The following is a 17,981-nucleotide window of genomic DNA, read 5'->3' on the forward strand; positions in this document are numbered from 1 at the left end:
GCTCTTCATCGTCCCGAAGGTGATGATCTGCCCCACCGCGTCGCGGCCGTACTTCTCGCGCACGTACTCGATCACCTCGCCGCGCCGCTCGAAGCAGAAGTCCACGTCCACGTCGGGCATGGACACGCGCTCGGGGTTCAGGAATCGCTCGAACAGCAGGTCGAACTTGATGGGGCAGCAGTCGGTGATCCCCATGCAGTACGCCACGATCGACCCCGCCGCCGAGCCGCGCCCCGGCCCCACGGGGATGTCGTGGACACGCGCCCAGCGGATGAAGTCGGCCGTGATCAGGAAGTAGCCGGAGTACTTGAGCGAGGTGATCACCCCCAACTCGTACTCCACCCGCTCCACGATCTCCGCCGGAAGCGCCGCGCGGATCTCGTCTTCCGCCTTGCCCTGCACCTCCGCCGGCTCACCGGTGGTGCCGCCCGCGCCGCCGCCGTAGTGCTTGAGCGCCCCGCTCCACACCCACGCGCGCAGCATCTCGTCTTCCGTGACGAAGCCCTCTTCCTGCGTGGGAAAGGCGGGGACGTGGTAGCCCTTGGGATAGCTCCAGTTGCATTCGTCGGCGATCTGCAGCGTGTTGGTCAGGACGTCGGGGCGTCCCGGGAAACGCGCGGCCATCTCCTCGTGGTTCTTGAAGTACAGCTGCCCGTCGTACTTCATCCGGTTGGGGTCGCTAAAGTCCTTGCCCAGGCCGATGCAGAGCAGGACGTCGTGCGCCTGGTGGTCCTCGGCCTTGAGAAAGTGCGCGTCGTTGCTGGCGACGATGGGCACGCTCATCTCCTCGGCCAGCCGGAAGATGCGGCGGTTCAGCTCTTCCTGGCCGGGGCTGTCGTGCCCCTGAACCTCCAGGTAGTACCGGTCGCGGAAGGTTTCCTGGTGCCATGCCACCGCCTCGCGTGCCTGGTCCCAGCGGTCCTCCATCAGGTGCTGCGCGATCTCGCCCGCCAGGCAGGCGCTGGTCACGATCAGCCCCTCGCCGTGCCGCTCCAGCACCTCGCGGTCGATGCGCGGCTTGCCGTAGAACCCCTCCGTGTAGCCGATGGAGGTGAGCTTGCTCAGGTTCTTGTAGCCCTGGTGGTCGCGCGCGAGGAGGACCAGGTGGTAGTAGCCCTTTTCGCCCTTTACCTTGCTCCGGTCGTGGCGGGTGCCGGGGGCCACGTACGCCTCCATCCCCACGATGGGCTTGATGCCGGCCTTTTTGGCCGCTTCCTGGAAGACCCACGCGCCGAACATGCACCCGTGGTCGGTGAGTGCGATGGCCGGCTGCTCGAAGTCCTTGGCGCGCTTGATCAGGTCGCCGATCCGGTTCGCGCCGTCCAGCAGCGAGTACTCGGAATGGCAGTGCAGGTGAACGAACGACATCGGCCCTGGAAGCTCCCGAAAGGATGGCGAAGCGGATCTGGATCTGCTTGATACCCAACGATTTGCGTACGGGTCGCGCCCGTGCCGCGCAGGTGGGAAGGCTGGCCCGGACTATGGGGCCCCGGGGCCCTGAGCGGAAGGTGAACGCGGGTTGTTCAGGCGGGGCGCGGGGTTTCGCCCGGGAGGGTGCCGCGGGATGTCGGGAACCGGTCCGCCTCGCACGCGCGCGCGAGACGGCGAAGATGGTTGTTTCGGAGACGGTTCGCCCCTACTCTCCTGCAGTTGCGCTTCACTCCGCGAATCTGCCACCCGATCCTGACGAAAGCCCGTACCGGATGCCCACGACCCGCACCGCTCCGCACTCGCGCGCGCACCTGCTGACGGCCGCTTCCGCCCTGCTCCTGCTCACCGCCGCCTGCGGGGGAGACGACGAGCCGGAGGGCACGCCACTCCCGGAGGGCGTGTCCGCCCTGGCCGCGGATGCGCGGATGGCGATGCCCGCGGCGGAGCGGCCGGCGTGCCAGCCCGCGTCCACGCGCAAGGTGTTCCGGATGGAAGCGGAGTGGAACGGCTTCTGGGAGTACGGCTTTGCCGCGGGGTGCCCGCGCCCGCAGCTTCCCGCCGGCTTCGACTGGAACAAGGAGATGATCATCCTGGCCGCCATGGGGCGCCGGGAGTCGGCGGCGGACAGCATCCAGGTGCGCGGCAGCGGCGTGGTGGGCGATTCGGTGCTGGTGGTGCTGCGGCGCACCTCGCGGCAGGACGGCTGCACCGAGCCCAGGGTGCGCGTGTGGCCCCGCGACATGGTTCGCATCCCCGCCGACACCCTCCCCGTCCGCTTTGTCGAGGAGCAGCGCAAGCTACCCTGTCCGGGGCCGGCGTGAGCGAGGCGTAGAGGCAGGATCGAGCTGCGTCGGCGGGCAGGTGGGCGGGCGGGGATCACGGCGGTTCGGCAGACATCGAACTGCGTCCGCCGGCCGGCCCCCTCTCCCGGCCTCTCCCCCAACTTCGGGGGAGAGGTGACGCGCGCCGATAGTGCAGAGCGCTTCGGGGAAGGCTGCGCGAACACAGCCTTTCGAAACGGGATCGAATTTCTCCCCTGTCTCCCGCGACAGCGGGGGAGAGGGACCGGGGGAGAGGGGGCCTTTCGGGCGCCAGTGCGATGCTCTTCGTCGAGCCGCAGTCTCCTCGGCAACGCCAACCTCCCCCAGGGGTTTTTGGGGGAGGTGCGAGCCTCAGCGAGCGGAGGGGGCGCCGCGGGCGCAGTGCGATCCCGGTCGAAGCGCCCCCCTTCCCACTACAGTTAGATTCAAGTCGCAACGGTTCGGCGCCAGCGGCCGTTTCCAGGGCTCCCCGAACGCGGAACCGAACGGGACTGGCGCGGTATACATACGTCTGTACTGCCCCGGAGTCCGTCCATCACGGACTGGACGCCGTGGTGATCGTCCATTCAACGCACGCTTGTGCAGAAGGGGAGGAGCTTGGCAAAGGAAGAAGGAATCGTGGTGGATGGGCACGTGACCGAGGTGCTCCCGGACCGCAAGTACCGCGTAGAGCTCGAGAATGGGCACGTGGTGCTGGCTTACGGCGCCGGAAAGATGACCAAGTTCAAGATCCGCGTGATGGTGGGTGACCGCGTGACGCTGTCGCTTTCTCCGTACGACCTTACGCGCGGTCGAATCACCTACCGTCACAAGAGCTGAGCTCCGGAACGAGCCCGATCACTATCCCCAGTACTAGGAGGACCCCCGATGGCAATGGGCAACAGCACCAAGCGCATTCGCGACGACGATCTGTTCGTGAGCGCCGACAAGCACCCCGGTTGGGTCGCGCAGAGCGACCACACGCCCAAGGTGGGCGACGAGGTGTACTGCACGGGCGGTGAGGGGATTGTGGCGGCGGTTCTGGGCAAGACCAGCGACGGCAGCCGGCTGCTGGAGATCCGGCTTTCCAGCGAGGGCGCGCGGCCCTTTTTTGCGGCGGCGTCCAACGTGCTGGTGGCGGCGGCCTGATCCGCCGCCCGGCACGTGATGGAAAGCCAAGCGGGGCCGCTCTGATCACGGGGCGGCCCGCTCGCTTCATGCAGGGAAAAATCGGCCTTGGCCGATGCGGTTCAAGGCCCGTTCCGCGAGCGGAGACGGGGCTTCTGGCATTTCGAGCCCGCGGCCCGCGGCTTCAGCCGCCCCAGCCCGATGTCGGGGGCGCCGCCGTTGCCGATGATATCCTGTAGACAAAAAAACGGGGCCGCTCCACCTGAGTGGAGCGGCCCCGCCGTCACGCGGACGCTTGGGCGATTAGCCCAGGCGCACGACGTTCTCGGCCGCGGGGCCCTTCTGGCCCTGCACCACGTCGAACTCCACGCGCTCACCCTCGGAAAGCGACTTGAAGCCGCTGCCCTGGATGGCCGAGTGGTGGACGAAGCAATCCTTGCTGCCGTCCTCGGGCGTGATGAAGCCAAAGCCCTTGCTGTCGTTGAACCACTTGACGGTACCGGTCGTAGCCATCTCCGTACTCTCCTGAAACTGTGTTGACCGACTCTCGAGGTACGGGACATCCGACCAACGATCGTCATGTTCATGCCCGGGCTGATCACCCCCCGGGCGCGGGCGTTTGCGAACTCACCCAAAACGAAGAAAGGACCGGGAGGCGAAAGCGTCCCAGGTCCCCTTGCACTCTGGTGTCCCCGGGATTTTTCGCCCCGCGGTTTGTTCGCAAGACCAAGTATACAAGCGCTCGCCCCGTCCGTCAAGCCTGTCGTTCCGCGCGCCCGGACTTCGGCATCGATCTCCCGCTTCCGTAACCGAAACACAGGCGATGATTTTTGGGGAGGGTGTTGCCCAATCTCACTTGCTCTCACGGGGCGCACACTGTCATCCTGAGGGAGCGCACGCTCGTAACTTTAATAATCATATAAACTTGCGCGCGACCGAAGGATCTCTGTCGGGTCGCGCGAGGCCCAGCCCCGGGAGCTGTCCAAGTCCCTCGGATAGTATTTGGAAATCACCCAAGAGCTTGATTTCCTGAGGAGGCGCCGCTGCGAGCCTGCTGCTGCAGCAGCACTTTGGCGCCGACCGAAGGATCTCGCCGGCACCACGACGGGCTGGCTTCCGCGCTCGGATCTTGGCCATGCGTGGGGGCAGGCGAGATCCTTCGGTCGCGCGCAAGCGGTTGAGTGATTTCACGTTGCGGAGAGGCGCTCCCTCAGGAAGATCAATCCTGGCATATTCGAAGTTCAGATTCCAGATACGCTCTCATATCAGCGTCAGGAAGTCGTGGCCGCACGTCAGCGGGGAGGCTCGCGGCCGGAGGTGAGCGTGTAGAGGTAGGCGGCGATGTCGCGGGCGTCTTTTTCCGTAACGCCCACGTTGGGCATGGCGGTGGCGGAGTCGACGGCGGGCGGATCCATGATCCAGCGCATCATGTGCTGGGGCGTGTTGGTAAGCACGCCGGCGATGTACATCCGCCCCGCGATCCCCTCCAGCGGCGGCCCCACCAGCGCGTGCGCGCCCGGCACGCCGGGAATGGTGTGGCAGGATCCGCATCCGTACTCGCGCGCTTTTTCCCGCCCCGCGTACGCGTCGCCGCCGGTGAGCGCGGCTGCGTCGACGAACGCCTTGTCCCGGTCGCGGCCGCAGGCGGCGAGCGCGAGCAGGCCGATCAGCGCGACGCGGCGCACGCGATCCATCGAACTCGCCGGACGATGCATGCTCGATCTCCTCATCCGGTGGGGCGGAGCAGGGCGCGCTCCTGCCAGCGGGCGGTGCGCCGCTCCGACTCGCGCATCCAGGCGCCGATCAGCGCCAGCCCGGCCACCAGGTAGCTGAGCCCCGCGGGGATCCACATGATCAGCCCCGCCAGCTGCTGGTCCTCCAGCGGGGTGAGCCCCCACGCGGCCGTGGCGCCGTCGTACACCGGGTACCAGGGGCTGGGCGCAAAGGTCAGCAGGGCGCCCAGGGCGCCGCTGTGCATGGCCGTGGCGAAAAGGTAGAAGACGGCGGCGCCGTAGCCCAGCCGTCCGTCGCGTCCGTGGATCAGCGCCCACCAGAAGAGCAGCGCGGTTCCCAGAAAGCTGGCGTGCTGCAGCGTGTGCATCCCCTCGCTTGCCAGCGCGGCCTGGTACGGCGCGGGAAGGTGCCAGAGCCAGAGCGCGGCGGCGTGCAGCAGCCACGCGGCGAACGGGCCGCTCACCGTCCTCCATCCCCCCCGTACCGCGGCGCCTTTCGACCATCCGCCCAGCGTCCGCCGCGCGCGGATCGGCAGGGCCCACAGGAACGGAACCAGCGGACGGCCGAGGACCAGCAGGGGCGCCGCCAGCGCCATCAGCAGCTCGTGCTGCACCATGTGCGCGCTGAACAGCACGTCGCCCAGCGGGTGCAGCGGGCTGACCATCGCGATCAGCAGGGTGAGCCAGCCGGCCGCGAAGCACGCCGCCTGCCAGCGCCGGATCCCGCCGCCCACGCCGGAGCGCCGCCACATCCGCTCCACGCCGCGCGCGTACATCCACCCGCTCACCAGCAGCGCGGCGACGATCGCCGGCTCCAGGCTCCACGCCGTCCACAGGTCGTGCGGCGCGATTCGCTGGCCCGGGTGCGCGAACGCGGGGAGCGGCGTCAGCGCCGCGGCGGCCAGGGCGAGCGCGGGGCGGCGCATCAGATGGCCATGCAGGGGTTGAAGAACAGGCTCGCTACCCACTGCGTCACGATCGCCAGGGAGAACAGCGCGCTCGCCATCAGCCCCATCACCACCATCATCCGGCTGCGCGGAAGGGGCCCGCCGTCTTCGCCGGGGCCTTCGCGGCCGGTGCGCTTCCACTCGCGCCACGCCACCCAGCCGCCGGCGAGCGCAATCACCAGCGTCGCCAGGCTGACCAGGTGCAGCGCAAGGTTGGAGTTCTTTGCGCAGGCCACGCGCACCAGGCCGTACTCCGCGTTCAGCCCCAGCATCCACGCCAGCGGGGCGGCCAGCACGGCAAACCACAGGACCGCGATGCCGCGCCCCCGCCGCAGGTGCTCCGTGCGTTCCGTCGCATCCGCCATCATCCCCTCCTACAGCAGGCGCGGCATCCAGTAGACGATGAAGTACAGCGGCACCCACACGCCGGACAGAAAGAACTGGTAGTCCGCCGCGTCGGCCGCGTCCGGATAGTGCTTGCGGCGCGCCTTGCCCAGCAGGAACATCAGCCCCAGCGTCCCCGTCTCGAACACGTCGACCAGGATAAGGGTGGAGTGCAGCACCACCACGCCCCACGCGGCGGAGGCGTACGCGTGCGCGTCCCACCGCGCGTTCAGCGCCAGCAGCTCATACCAGCGCAGCACGTTTACGGGAATGGTCATGGCCGTGGCGATCAGCAGCGCGCGGGCCACGGCCATGCGGTCCATCCGCTTGGCCGCCTTTCCGGCGAACCACATCGGCACCATCACCAGCACCAGCAGGACGGTGTTGATGGTGGGGATCAGCAGGTCAGGATTGGGTGTGCGTCCGGGCGGCCAGTCGAACTCGTTCGTCCGCAGATAGAAATAGCTGGCGGCCATCAACAGCAGGGTGAATCCCTCGATCACCATGAAGCCGAGGGTGCCCCACCACAGCAGGCTGCGCTTGCCGAAGATGACCGTCGGCAGGCCGGAGGCGTCGTAGACGGTGCGCGGGGCGCTCATGCCGGCTCCTCCGCCCAGGTGGGCGGGCCCTTTTGCTTCTCCTGGGTAGCCATCCACAACAGCAGCGGCGGAAAGAGCAGGATGGGCCCCACGACGAACGCCCAGGGGGTAAAGATGCCGCCGATAAAGGTCACCGCGACCGCCAGCGCGGCCAGCAGCGGCGCGATGCTGCCGCCGGGGTGGGTGTAGCGCGCGTCCGGCTCCGCGTCCAGCACCGTGGTCAGCAGCACCTCGCGTCGCTCCGGGTTCATCCCCACGACCACGGGGCGGTCCGGCGTGCGGTCCCACAGCGCGTACAGCCCCTGGACGACCGGGATGTTCAGGAAGTTGTAGCGCGGCGGCGGCGAGCTGGTGGCCCACTCCAGCGAATGCGCATCCCACGGATCGTCACCGGCGATGGCGCCGTGCCTCAGGCTGCGGAAAACGTTGGCCAGAAAGCAGAGGATGCCGGCGGCCATCATCGCCGCGCCCAGGCTGGACAGCAGGTTGAGCGGCCCCCAGCCGGTCTCGGGCAGATACGTGTAGACGCGGCGCGTCATCCCCATCAGCCCCAGAAAGTGCTGGGGAAAGAAGGTGACGTTCATGCCGATGAAGAACAGCCAGAAATGCCAGCGGCCGACGGTCTCCGACAACATCCGCCCCGTCGCCTTGGGAAACCAGAAGTAGAAGGCGGCGAAGAGGGGAAAGACGAAGGCACCCACCTGCACGTAATGCAGGTGCGCCACGACAAAGTAGGTGTCGTGCGCCTGCTGGTCGAACGGCACCGAGGCCACCATCACCCCCGTGATGCCGCCCAGGACGAAGAGAAAGAGGAAGCCCAGGACGAAGAGCAGCGGCGTGGCGAAGCGCGGGCGGCCGGCCCACAGCGTGGCGATCCAGCAGAACACCTGCACGCCGCTGGGGATGGCGATGATGATGCTGGCGGCGGTAAAGAAGCTCTGCCCCAGCTGCGGCAGCCCGGTGGTGAACATGTGGTGCACCCACAGGCCAAAGCTCAGGAAGCCGGTGGCCACCAGCGACAGCACGACCAGCGGGTAGCCGAACATCTTGCGCCGCGCGAACACGGGGATGATGTGCGACACGAACCCCGCCGCCGGCAGGAACATGATGTAGACCTCGGGGTGCCCGAAGAACCAGAACAGGTGCTGCCAGAGCAGCGGGTCGCCCCCCTCGGCCGGGTTGAAGAAGTGCGTGCCCACCAGGCGGTCCATCGCCAGCATCATGCTTCCCAGCGCCACGGACGGCATGGCGAAAAGGACGACGAAGGCGGTCACCAGCACGGCCCACACGTAGATCGGCAGCCGGTTGAGCGACATCCCTGGCGCGCGCTGCTTGAAGATGGTGACGATGATCTCCACCGCGGCCACCAGCGCGGCGACCTCGGTAAACGTCACCGTCTGCGCCCACACGTCCACCCGCTTGCCCGGCGAGAACTGCGGGCCGCTGAGGGGAACGTAGTTGAACCAGCCGGCATCCGGCCCGGTGTTCAGAAAGAAGGCGCCGTACAGCAGCAGCCCGCCGATCAGGTACGTCCAGTAGCCGAATGCGTTCAGCCGTGGGAAGGCCACGTTGCGCGTCCCCAGGATCAGCGGTACCAGGTACAGGGCGATGGCCAGCTGCACCGGCACCCCGAACAGGAACATCATGGTGGTGCCGTGCATGGTGAACAGCTGGTTGTACAGGTCGGGGTCCACCAGCCGGTTTTCCGGCCGCGCCAGCTGCGCGCGCATGACGGCCGCCTCGATGCCGCCCAGGAGAAAGAACAGAAAGGCGGTGGCCACGTAGCGCTTGCCGATGGACTTGTGGTCCGTGGACGTGAGCCACCCCCACAGGCCCGGCTTTTCCGCCCAGGTGCGTTCCATCCGCGCCTGGTGCTCGGCCGCAAACAGCTCCGCCGCTACGTGTGCTTCGGTGCGTGCCACGGGTGCGTCTCCCCCTTACTTCAGGCTCTGGAGGTAGTCGAGCAGCGCCTGCAGCTCGTCGGCGGCCAGCGGGTTGGGCGGCATGCGCACGCCGGGCTTGATGCGCTGCGGGTCCATCACCCAGCCGGCCAGGTGGCCGCGCGTGTTGGGCAGCGTTCCCGCGGCCAGGGTCATGCGGCTGGCCAGGTGCGTAAGGTCCGGCCCCACGCGGCTGTTGGCGGGCGTGCCGCGCACGGCGTGGCACATCACGCAGCCTTTCGAGAGGAACACCTGCTGCCCCTTCTGCTGCACGCTGTCCGCCGGCGCGGCCGCGGCGCGCAGCTGCCCCTCGTACCAGGCGGCGAACTTCTGCGGGGATTCGGCGATCACGCGGATGTCCATGCGCGCGTGCTGCAGGCCATAGTACTCGGCGCAGCGGCCCATGAAGACGCCGGGCTCGTCGGCCTGAAGGTAGGTGGTGCCGCTGTAGCCGGGGATCAGGTCCAGCTTGCCGTGCAGGCTGGGCACCCAGAACGAGTGGATGACGTCGCGCGACTGCACCTCAAGCCGCACCCGGCGCCCCACGGGGATGTGGATCTCGTTGGCGGTGGATACGCGGCGGTTGTACGCCGGGTCCTGGTACTGCACCTCCCACCACCACTGGTGCCCCGTCACCCGCACCGTCAGCGCGTCCGGCTCGGCGAACTGCGCCAGCGCGCGCCCCGTGTAGAAGTTGTAGACCAGCGTCGCCAGCAGGATGACGACCGTCGCCGCCACGCCGCCGGCCACCCAGTGCGTCATTGTCCGCTCCACCTGCTCCCCGCCAAGGGCGTCCTGCCGCCGGTGCGCGCGCCAGAGCACGTAAAACAGCAGCCCCATCACCAGCACAAAGACGATGCTTCCCGTGATGGTGAGGTACCACGTCATCTCGCTGATGCGGCGCGCCTGCGGGCCGGCGGGGGTGACGGCGGAGAACTGGCGGTCGCAGCCGGCGAGGGCGAAAAGAAGGGAATAGGGAATAGGGAATAGGGAATAGCGGGCGACGGAAGTGCGTGAGTGCGTGAGTGCGTCAGTGCGTGAGTTGAACCCCGCGCACTTCCGCACTGACGCACTTCCGCACTCACGCACTTGCTTCTTCATGGCAGCTGGCGCTGGGGCAGGGCGTCCATGGCGGGCTTGGACTCCTGCATGTGGTCGCTGCGCGCGGGCTGCACGTCCTTGGGCGTAAGGCCGCTCATGGTGCGCACGTACGCCACCAGCTGCCACAGCTGCGCGTTGTCGATGCGGCCGCGGAACGAGGGCATGCCGTTGGGCCGCCCTTCGACGATGGTGGCGAACACGTTCTCGGGATCGCTGCCGTAGATCCACTCGTCGTCGTTCAGCGGCGGGCCCATGCCGCCGCCGCCGCCCGGCGCGTGGCAGCCGGCGCAGTTGTACTGGGTGTAGAACGTTTGCCCCTGGCTTACGGCCCAGCGGTTCTCCTGGTACGCGCCGGCGGACGGGTCGGTCGTTTTCGGCCCGGCCTGCAGCTCCGACGTCTGCACGGCGGGCATGGCGGTCGCGCCGGGCGGCGTCTCGCGGAAGCTGCGCCGTTCGCGGTCACACGCGGCGAGGAGCAACAGCAGTGCGAGAGTGCGAACGTGCGAGAGTGCGAAGGTGGACTTCATCGCGTCGACTCCTGTGGTTCCGACCGTCGGGGACCCACGCGGGGGACGCCGTATTCGTCCAGGATGGCGTCGATGCCGGCGCGGCGGCGCATCATCACCTGCTCCACCTGGGCCTTGAGCAGGGCGTCGTCGCGGCGCACGCCCATGGAGATGTCGTAGACGAAGGGGAGAAACGGCACGTCGATCTGCGGCTGCACGGGGACGATTTCCATCGCCACCTTTTGCCGCGGGACAAAGTATCCGGCCAGCGGCCCCCATACGATCGCCACGTCGATCTCCCCCGCCGCCAGCGCGTCCAGGATCTTCGCGGGCGGATTGGGCTGCGCGTAGTCGCCGTACAGCATGTAGCCGCGCACCTTTTCGCCGATGATGCCGCGCGAGGCCAGCGCGTGCGCCGGCGGCGTGTTGGCCCCGTCGTCGCCGACAAGATGGACGCCGATCCGCTTCTCCCTGAGCACCGGATCATCGAACGAGCGCACGTCGAGTCCCGCGTCCGCTCGGTAGACGAACACGTAGGTGGAGCGGTAGTACGGCCGCGTGGTCAGGGCCAGCTCCATGCTGCTGGGCATGCCAATCACCAGGTCGCAGTCGCCGGCGCGCAGCGTATTGCGGATAAAGCCGCGCCGCTGCGCCCACCACGTGTACTCCACCGGCAGCTTCATCTCCTTCGCGATCAGCTCCGCGATGCGGTTTTCGAACCCTTCGCCCGCCTGGTTGCTGAACGGCAGGTTGTTGGGATCCGAACAGACGCGCAGCGCCGTCCGCGGCGTTGCGGGTGCCGATGCCGCCAGCCGCGGGGCCGGCTGCGTGTTGTCGATGACGACGGGCTCGGCGCGGCCCTCAGCGCATGCGGCGAGACGCGCGAGGGACTAGGGACTAGGGAATAGGGCATAGCGGGCAAACCGGCGCCTGGATCCTCCGTGGGATTCCGGGCCGAGGACGAAAGGTCCGCCTGGAGCGATTGAAATCGCGGCAACAACGCCACACTGTCCGCCTGCGCGGACACGGCGGCCCGGCTGCATGCGGCGTCCCAGGCACCAGCGCGTCCGCAACCGGGCGATCACCGAATAGAACGCCCGACGCGCATTCCCAACCGAGCCGCCGCGCGCCGAACCTTCGGCTACAGTCCGCGAAGGCGGACTTTGCGCCTTTCCAGCGGCGAATTCATTCGCTCCTGGGAGCGTGGGGCCACGCCCCCACTTCCGCACTGACGCACTCACGCACTTACGCACTGTGTCCCTCATGGCAGCGCGAACACGTAGAGGGTGCCGCCCTTTTCCGTGTGGTCCGGCAGGTCGCTCATCGCCCCGACAAAGCCCAGCGCCGCCGTCGGGTCCTCGGGGGAGAGGTCGCCGGACACCACGGCGCCGGCCCATCCGCCTACCCCGTCGAAAATGGCCACGTACTGCTTGCCGTCCGGACCGCGGAAGGTGATCGGCTGGCCGATGATCCCCGACGCCGTGCGGAACTGCCAGAGGATGCGGCCCGTCGCCGCGTCCACCGCCCTGAACCAGCGGTCCATGGTGCCGTAGAATACCACGTCGCCGGCGGTGGCCAGGGCGCCGCTCCAGACGGGGAACCGCTCGCGGATCTTCCACGCGGGCTTGCGCCGCACCGGGTCCCACGCGGTGAACTCGCCGCGGTGGCCCCCGGGGCCGGCGTGCATGGTCACGTTGGCGCCCACGTACGGCGTGCCGGCGATGTAGTTGGCCTCCACCGCCTCGTAATCCATGCACAGGTTGTTGTGCGGGATGTACATCAGCCGGGTGCGCGGGCTGAACGCGGCGGGCTGCCAGTCCTTGGCCCCCGGCGAGGCGGGGCAGATGTTGCGCACCACCGTCCCCATCCGTGGAGACGCCCTGGGGTTGGGCAGGTAGGCGCCCGTCTTGAGGTCCACGCCCAGCGAGCTGGTGATGTGCGCGAAGGGATCCGCCGAAAGCACCTGCCCGGTGGCGCGGTCCAGCACGTACACGTAGCCGTTGCGCTCCGCGCGGACGAGCACCTGCCGCGTGCGTCCTCCGAGGGGCAGGTCGAGCAGGATCTGCTCGTTCACGCCGTCGTAGTCGTGCACGTCGTGCGGGCTCCACTGGTAGAACCAGCGCGCCTGCCCGTCGTCGGGGTCGCGGGCAAAGATGCCGGCGGTCCACTTGTTGTCGCCGGGGCGCTGCTCGGGGTTCCAGGGCCCGGGGTTGCCCGTGCCGTAGTAGACCAGGTCCAGCGCGGGATCGTACGAAATCCATCCCCACACCGTGCCGCCGCCCGTCTCCCACGCGTTGGGAGGCCAACTGGTGACACCCAGGTCCTTTCCCCGGTCGCCCTCGTAGAACGGCTTGAAGTTGGGGCCGATCAGCACGTCGGCGTCGGGCCCCGTGCTGTACGCGCGCCACGCGATGGTGCCGGTGGCGGCGTCCAGCGCGGTGAGCCAGCCGCGCACCCCCATCTCGCCGCCGCTGTTGCCGACCAGCACTTTTCCCTTCACCACCAGCGGCGCCATGGTCATGGTCTCGCCGCGGTTGATGTCGCCGATGCGCACCCGCCACGCCTCGGCGCCGGTGGCCGCATCCACCGCGACAACCTGGTTGTCGAGCGTGTTGAAGAAGATGCGTCCGTCCGCGTACGCCGCCCCGCGGTTCACCTTGTCGCAGCAGGCCACGCCCTGCGCCGCCAGCTGCAGCGGCGGCTTGTAGGTCCACTTGAGCGGCGCACCCGGCCGCGTCAGGTCCAGCGCGTACAGCTGGTTGGGGAACGGGCTTACCCAGTACATCGTGCCGCCCACCACCAGCGGCGCGCCCTCGTGCCCGTATACGTTGCAGTCGGACCAGGTCCACGCCAGCCGCAGGTTGCCGGCGTTGCGTGCGTTGATCTGGTTCAGCCCGCTGAAGCGCGTGCTGGCGTAGTCGCGCGCCGGCATGGTCCACTGCCCGTCCTCGGGCACGGTGACGTTGGAGCGCGTGGGCGCAAAGTGTGTCGTGAGCGCCGGCAGCCGCGGCGGGGCGTCTTTCGAGCCATACTCGCCCGTCATCGCCTTGTCCATGCAGCCGGCGAGAAGGACGAACAGCAGGGAATAGGGAATAGGGAATAGGGAATAGCGGGACCGAGCGCGGCTGGATGCTCGCTTCGATTCCGGGCCGCCTGGAGCGATTGAAATCGCGGCAACAACGTCACGCTGTCCGCCTGCGCGGACACGGCGGTCCGGCTGCATGCCAAATCCCACGCACCAGCGCGTCCGCAACCGGGCGATTACCGCATCGAACCCCCCACGCGCATTCCCAGGCGAGACCCTGCGCGTCCAACTGTCGGCTACAGTCCGCGCAGGCGGACTTTGCGACTTTCCAGCGGCGAATTTATTCGCTCCGGGGGGCGCGCACTGACGCACTAACGCACTCACGCACTCGCGCACCGTGTCCCTCATGGCAGCGCGAACACGTAGAGGGTGCCGCCGCGGCCGGTCGCCTCGGGCAGGTCCCGCATCGCCCCCGCAAAGCCGAGCGCGACGGTGCTGTCCGCCGGGTTCAGCTGGCCGGCGACCACGGCGCCGGGCCATCCGCCCACGCCGGAAAGGATGGCCACGTACTGCTTGCCGTCGGGCCCGCGGTAGCTGATCGGCTGGCCGATGATCCCCGACTCCGTCTTGAACTGCCAGAGCAGCTGGCCCGTGCGCGCGTCCAGCGCCTTGAACCACCCCTCCATCGTCCCGTAGAACACCACGTCGCCCGCCGTCACCAGGGCGCCGCTCCACACGGGAAAGCGCTCGCGCACCTTCCACGCGGGGCGGCGGTGCACCGGGTCCCACGCGGTAAACTCGCCGCGGTGGCCGCCGGGGCCGGCGTGCATCACCACGTTCATCCCCACGTACGGCGTGCCTGCGATGTAGTTGGCCTCCACGCTCTCCACGTCCATGCACAGGTTGTTGTGCGGCACGTAGAGCAGGCCGGTGCGCGGGGAAAACGCGGTCGGCTGCCAGTCCTTGGCGCCGGGTGCGGCGGGGCAGATGTCGCGCACCACCTCGCCCAGCCGCGGATACTTGTCCATCGCGGGCTGGTAGACGCCCGTCTTGACGTCCACCCCGCGAGAGCTGGTGATGTGGACGAACGGGTCCGCCGACAGCACCTCGCCCGTGGCGCGGTCCATCACGTACATGTACCCGTTGCGCTCCGGCCGCACGAGCGTCTTGCGCAGCCGCCCGCCGATCTGCAGGTCCAGCAGCACGTTCTCGTTGATGCCGTCGTAATCGTGCACGTCGTGCGGGCTCCACTGGTACGCCCAGCGCGCCTGCCCCGTGTCGGGGTCGCGGGCAAAAATGGAGGCCGTCCACTTGTTGTCGCCGGGGCGCTGCTCGGGGTTCCACGGGCCGGGGTTGCCGGTGCCGTAGTAGACCAGGTCAAGCTCCGGATCGTACGAAATCCACCCCCACACCGTGCCGCCGCCCACGGTCCAGGTGTTGGAGGCCCACGTCTTCACCCCCAGGTCCGGCCGGCGGTCGGGCGCGTAGAACGGCTTGAAGTCCGGGCCGATGAGCACGTCCCTGTCCGGGCCCGTGCTGTAGGCTCGCCAGTCGACCTTGCCCGTCTTTGCGTTGAGCGCCGTAAGCCAGCCGCGCACCCCCATCTCGCCGCCGCTGTTGCCGACAAGCACCTTGTCCTTGACCACCAGCGGGGCCATGGTCATGGTCTCGCCGCGGTTGATGTCGCCCAGCCGCGTGCGCCAGACCTCCCTGCCCGTCTGCGCGTCCACCGCGACGGTCTGGTTGTCGAGCGTGTTGTAGAAGATCTTTCCGTCGGCGTACGACGCCCCGCGGTTCACCACGTCGCAGCAGGCCACGCCCTGCGCCGCGCGCTGCGTGGGCGGCGTGTACGTCCACTTGAGGCGCCCGCTCTGCGCCAGGTCCAGCGCAAACAGCGTGTTGGGATACGGTGCCACGACGTACATGGTGCCGCCGACGACCAGCGGCGCGGCCTCGTGCCCGCGGCGCACGCCGGTGCTGAAGGTCCACGCGGGACGCAGGGTGCGCACGTTGGCGGCGGTGATCTGCGCCAGTCCGCTGAACCGGGTGCTCTGGTAGTCCTTGGCGGGGACGAGCCACTGCCCGTCTTCCGGGACGGCGGATGGGGAGGTGCCCATGGAGCGGCGCGCGTCCAGGGCGGACGCGGGAGACGCGCCGTCCTGCTCGCCCCCGCACGCGCCGGGGGCGAGCAGGACGCAACCCAAGCAGAGGATCCGGAGCGCGCGGGGCGCGGCCCGGAGCTTCCCGGAAACAGCCTGCCGTACCCCGCCACCCGCACGGTTTCCCCGCGGCATTCAGCGTTCGGTCAGGAGTGGAGCCCGTGCCCGGTGCATCCGGGCGGCGATTTCGGAAAGTTCAGGACCTGCGGCAATGCGGAGCAGCCCGGAGGACAGGCGCTTTCGCATCGAAAATCTTCATCATCTATTCTCGTTGTGAGCAGCTTCCATGCCGGTTGATGGCACTGCGTTTGCGAATTTTCACGCGGTGTTCCATGGCGTACCTGGACAAAGTATGCACAAACTTATTGCGGATGTCTGCTAGCGACATGGACCGCCGCGCGTTTGTCCGCACCGCCGCCCGGGCCGGGGCGCTGATGCTGGCGGGGAGCGGTTTTCGCTTCACTCCGCGGCCGGAGGTCCAGGACGCGCTGCGCATCGTCTTCATCCCCGGTTCCGGCTCCGCTTCCGCCAGCGCGGCGCGCGGCGTGACGATGGGCTACGAGGAGGCCGCGCGCACCGGTGAGCTCGTGGGCCGGCGCATCGCCCTGGTGACGGCGGATTCGGTGGATGACGCCGCCGCGCTCGCTGGAGATGCGCGTCCCGCGGCGCTGGTCGGCGGGTTCGACGACGCGCAGTGCGACGCGCTGGCGCGGGTGGCCCGGGGCGGCCGCGTGCTGGCGATGAACGTGGGATGCCGCTCGGACCGGTGGCGATCCACGGCGTGCGCGCGCAACCTCTTTCACGTGGAGGCGAGCGACTGCATGTACGCGGATGCGCGGGCCGCGCGCGGCGAGGACGGGCAGGTGCCGGCGGATGCGGTGCTGTGGCACCCGTCGCTGGAGCGCTTTGGCGCGGCGCAGCTCAACGACCGCTTTCGCGCGCGGTTCGGTGGCCCGATGGACGGCGCCGCGTGGGCGGGGTGGATGGCGGTCAAGGTGCTGTGGGAGGCCTCGCTGCGCGCCCGTACGACGCAGCCCGGGGAACTGCGGACGTACCTGGAAAGCGGGCTTACGAACGTTGACGGGCACAAGGGGTGGCCGCTCTCCTTTCGCGCGTGGAACCACCAGCTCCGGCAGCCGCTGTACCTGGTCGGCTCCGCCGGCCGCGTGGTGGGCGAGGCTCCCGTCCGGCGCCCCGGCGACGACTCGCGCGCGGCGCTGGATGTCCTTGGCGGCAAGGAGCCGTCCGCAGCGGTGTGCGAGATGACCCGGTAAGGCTAAGCCGGCGTGGCGCAGTACGGGAAGCGCCGTCCGGACCCATCGAAAGGTGCTGCATGGGAATGCCGAAGAGGATAAACAGGATGCGAGGCGTCATCGCCCGCTATTCCCTATTCCCTGTTCCCTATTCCCTCGTCGTTCTCCTGCTCGCCGCGGCCTGCGGCGACGAGGACCGCACGCAGACGGAGTTCACCGCCAGCATCGACAAGACCTCCACCTCCGCGGACGACACGGCGGCGGTGCCGGCGCGCGCGGTGCCGGTGCCCGACACGGCGGAGCAGCCCGCGCCGTCGCAGGTGACGGTCGCCCTCGCGCTGGCGCCGCTGGGCCGCGCGACGGTGCGTGGCAGCGGCGAGGCCAGGGCGGTGGGCAAGGCAACGTCCGTCTCCGTCGCGCTGTCGCGGGGCATCGCGGGCGTTACCTACGAAGGCGCCATCCGCCAGGGCGGCTGTCGGGCGATGGGCCCGAACGTGGCCTCGCTTTATCCCGTCAGCGCCGACTCACTGGGGAGCGGGCGCGTGTCGAGCGACGTACACGTGCCCATCGATAGCCTGACCGCAAAGCCGCACGTGATCATCTACGGGCGCGGCGGCCGCCCGGAGACGTGTGCGCCCATCGGTCCGCCCTCCACCACGCCGCCTCCGCCGGCCCGGCCCGACGTGATCAACGTGCCGTACGCGGACACGATGAGGGTGGGGTAGGGGATCTCGCGCTTCGGATGGGCCGGCGCAGGCCCCCTCCGGGCGAGCACCACTCGCCTACCTCCCCCGAAACTGCCGGGGGAGGTGGGGTGTGGGGCTGGCGGCGGTGCGCTTCGGCAGGGTGAGTGCGAGATGGTGGGCGCCCCCCTCCCCGGCCCTCCCCCACAAACTGCGTGGGGGAGGGAGAACGGCACGAAAGCTCGTCGTGGCGGGAGCGAAGTTTATACCCTCTCCCGCTTGCGGGAGAGGG

The 17,981-nt window shown here is 68.8% G+C and carries 17 protein-coding genes; 5 read left to right on the forward strand and 12 right to left on the reverse strand.

The window, feature by feature from the left end; all coding sequences use genetic code 11:
• On the reverse strand, nucleotides 1–1,368 hold a 1,368-nt coding region (gene dnaE / locus ACOJUJ_RS23680), incomplete at its 3' end, for a DNA polymerase III subunit alpha (protein WP_420129392.1).
• 335 nt (nucleotides 1,369–1,703) lie between these two features.
• Between dnaE and ACOJUJ_RS23685 the strand changes: the two genes are divergently transcribed.
• The 3 genes from ACOJUJ_RS23685 to ACOJUJ_RS23695 all read left to right on the forward strand — a co-directional run bounded on the left by ACOJUJ_RS23685 (nucleotide 1,704) and on the right by ACOJUJ_RS23695 (nucleotide 3,380).
• A complete protein-coding gene (locus ACOJUJ_RS23685; protein ID WP_420129393.1) occupies nucleotides 1,704–2,252 on the forward strand; it encodes a hypothetical protein in 549 nt (182 codons plus the stop codon).
• 597 nt (nucleotides 2,253–2,849) lie between these two features.
• Nucleotides 2,850–3,071 (forward strand): translation initiation factor IF-1, encoded by a 222-nt coding sequence (infA, locus tag ACOJUJ_RS23690; protein ID WP_331129502.1) that lies wholly within the window; start codon nucleotides 2,850–2,852, stop codon nucleotides 3,069–3,071.
• A 48-nt stretch (nucleotides 3,072–3,119) separates the two neighbouring features.
• Nucleotides 3,120–3,380, forward strand: a complete 261-nt coding sequence (locus ACOJUJ_RS23695; protein ID WP_420129394.1) for a hypothetical protein — start codon at nucleotides 3,120–3,122, stop codon at nucleotides 3,378–3,380.
• 282 nt (nucleotides 3,381–3,662) lie between these two features.
• On the opposite strand, the gene cspE is transcribed toward ACOJUJ_RS23695, so the two are convergent.
• From cspE to ACOJUJ_RS23750, 11 genes are all read right to left on the reverse strand, one after another.
• Nucleotides 3,663–3,872 carry a transcription antiterminator/RNA stability regulator CspE gene (gene cspE / locus ACOJUJ_RS23700; RefSeq protein ID WP_420129395.1) on the reverse strand — a complete coding sequence of 70 codons (210 nt, stop codon included), beginning with the start codon at nucleotides 3,870–3,872 and terminating at the stop codon, nucleotides 3,663–3,665.
• A 779-nt stretch (nucleotides 3,873–4,651) separates the two neighbouring features.
• Nucleotides 4,652–5,074: a c-type cytochrome gene (locus ACOJUJ_RS23705; RefSeq protein ID WP_420129396.1), complete on the reverse strand. Its 423-nt coding sequence runs from the start codon at nucleotides 5,072–5,074 to the stop codon at nucleotides 4,652–4,654.
• An 11-nt stretch (nucleotides 5,075–5,085) separates the two neighbouring features.
• On the reverse strand, nucleotides 5,086–6,018 hold the full coding sequence (locus ACOJUJ_RS23710) for a cytochrome c oxidase assembly protein (RefSeq protein WP_420129397.1): 933 nt from the start codon (nucleotides 6,016–6,018) through the stop codon (nucleotides 5,086–5,088).
• Nucleotides 6,018–6,404: a hypothetical protein gene (locus ACOJUJ_RS23715; RefSeq protein ID WP_420129398.1), complete on the reverse strand. Its 387-nt coding sequence runs from the start codon at nucleotides 6,402–6,404 to the stop codon at nucleotides 6,018–6,020. The genes ACOJUJ_RS23710 and ACOJUJ_RS23715 overlap by 1 nt, the downstream gene beginning before the upstream one ends.
• Before the next feature lie 9 nt (nucleotides 6,405–6,413).
• The gene (locus ACOJUJ_RS23720) at nucleotides 6,414–7,022 is read right to left on the reverse strand and encodes a cytochrome c oxidase subunit 3 (protein WP_420129399.1); all 609 of its coding nucleotides are present in this window, start codon (nucleotides 7,020–7,022) and stop codon (nucleotides 6,414–6,416) included.
• Entirely contained in the window at nucleotides 7,019–8,884 is a 1,866-nt protein-coding gene (ctaD, locus tag ACOJUJ_RS23725; protein WP_420129405.1) for a cytochrome c oxidase subunit I, read from the reverse strand. Before ctaD ends, ACOJUJ_RS23720 begins: the two co-directional genes overlap by 4 nt.
• A 75-nt stretch (nucleotides 8,885–8,959) precedes the next feature.
• Nucleotides 8,960–10,063, reverse strand: coding sequence for a cytochrome c oxidase subunit II (gene coxB / locus ACOJUJ_RS23730; RefSeq protein WP_420129400.1), 1,104 nt, complete (start codon nucleotides 10,061–10,063; stop codon nucleotides 8,960–8,962).
• Complete coding sequence (locus tag ACOJUJ_RS23735; protein WP_420129401.1) at nucleotides 10,060–10,590, reverse strand: c-type cytochrome; 531 nt, start codon at nucleotides 10,588–10,590, stop codon at nucleotides 10,060–10,062. The genes coxB and ACOJUJ_RS23735 overlap by 4 nt, the downstream gene beginning before the upstream one ends.
• Nucleotides 10,587–11,408: a substrate-binding domain-containing protein gene (locus ACOJUJ_RS23740; protein WP_420129406.1), complete on the reverse strand. Its 822-nt coding sequence runs from the start codon at nucleotides 11,406–11,408 to the stop codon at nucleotides 10,587–10,589. Before ACOJUJ_RS23740 ends, ACOJUJ_RS23735 begins: the two co-directional genes overlap by 4 nt.
• A 422-nt stretch (nucleotides 11,409–11,830) precedes the next feature.
• Complete coding sequence (locus ACOJUJ_RS23745) at nucleotides 11,831–13,612, reverse strand: methanol/ethanol family PQQ-dependent dehydrogenase (protein ID WP_420129402.1); 1,782 nt, start codon at nucleotides 13,610–13,612, stop codon at nucleotides 11,831–11,833.
• A 386-nt stretch (nucleotides 13,613–13,998) separates the two neighbouring features.
• Complete coding sequence (locus ACOJUJ_RS23750) at nucleotides 13,999–15,711, reverse strand: methanol/ethanol family PQQ-dependent dehydrogenase (protein ID WP_420129407.1); 1,713 nt, start codon at nucleotides 15,709–15,711, stop codon at nucleotides 13,999–14,001.
• A 413-nt stretch (nucleotides 15,712–16,124) separates the two neighbouring features.
• Between ACOJUJ_RS23750 and ACOJUJ_RS23755 the strand changes: the two genes are divergently transcribed.
• Nucleotides 16,125–17,027: a hypothetical protein gene (locus tag ACOJUJ_RS23755; protein WP_420129403.1), complete on the forward strand. Its 903-nt coding sequence runs from the start codon at nucleotides 16,125–16,127 to the stop codon at nucleotides 17,025–17,027.
• Between the two features lie 86 nt (nucleotides 17,028–17,113).
• Entirely contained in the window at nucleotides 17,114–17,731 is a 618-nt protein-coding gene (locus tag ACOJUJ_RS23760) for a hypothetical protein (RefSeq protein WP_420129404.1), read from the forward strand.
• Nucleotides 17,732–17,981: the final 250 nt, after the last annotated feature.

Source organism: Longimicrobium sp. (assembly GCF_048594345.1).
Taxonomy (GTDB): Bacteria; Gemmatimonadota; Gemmatimonadetes; order Longimicrobiales; family Longimicrobiaceae; genus Longimicrobium.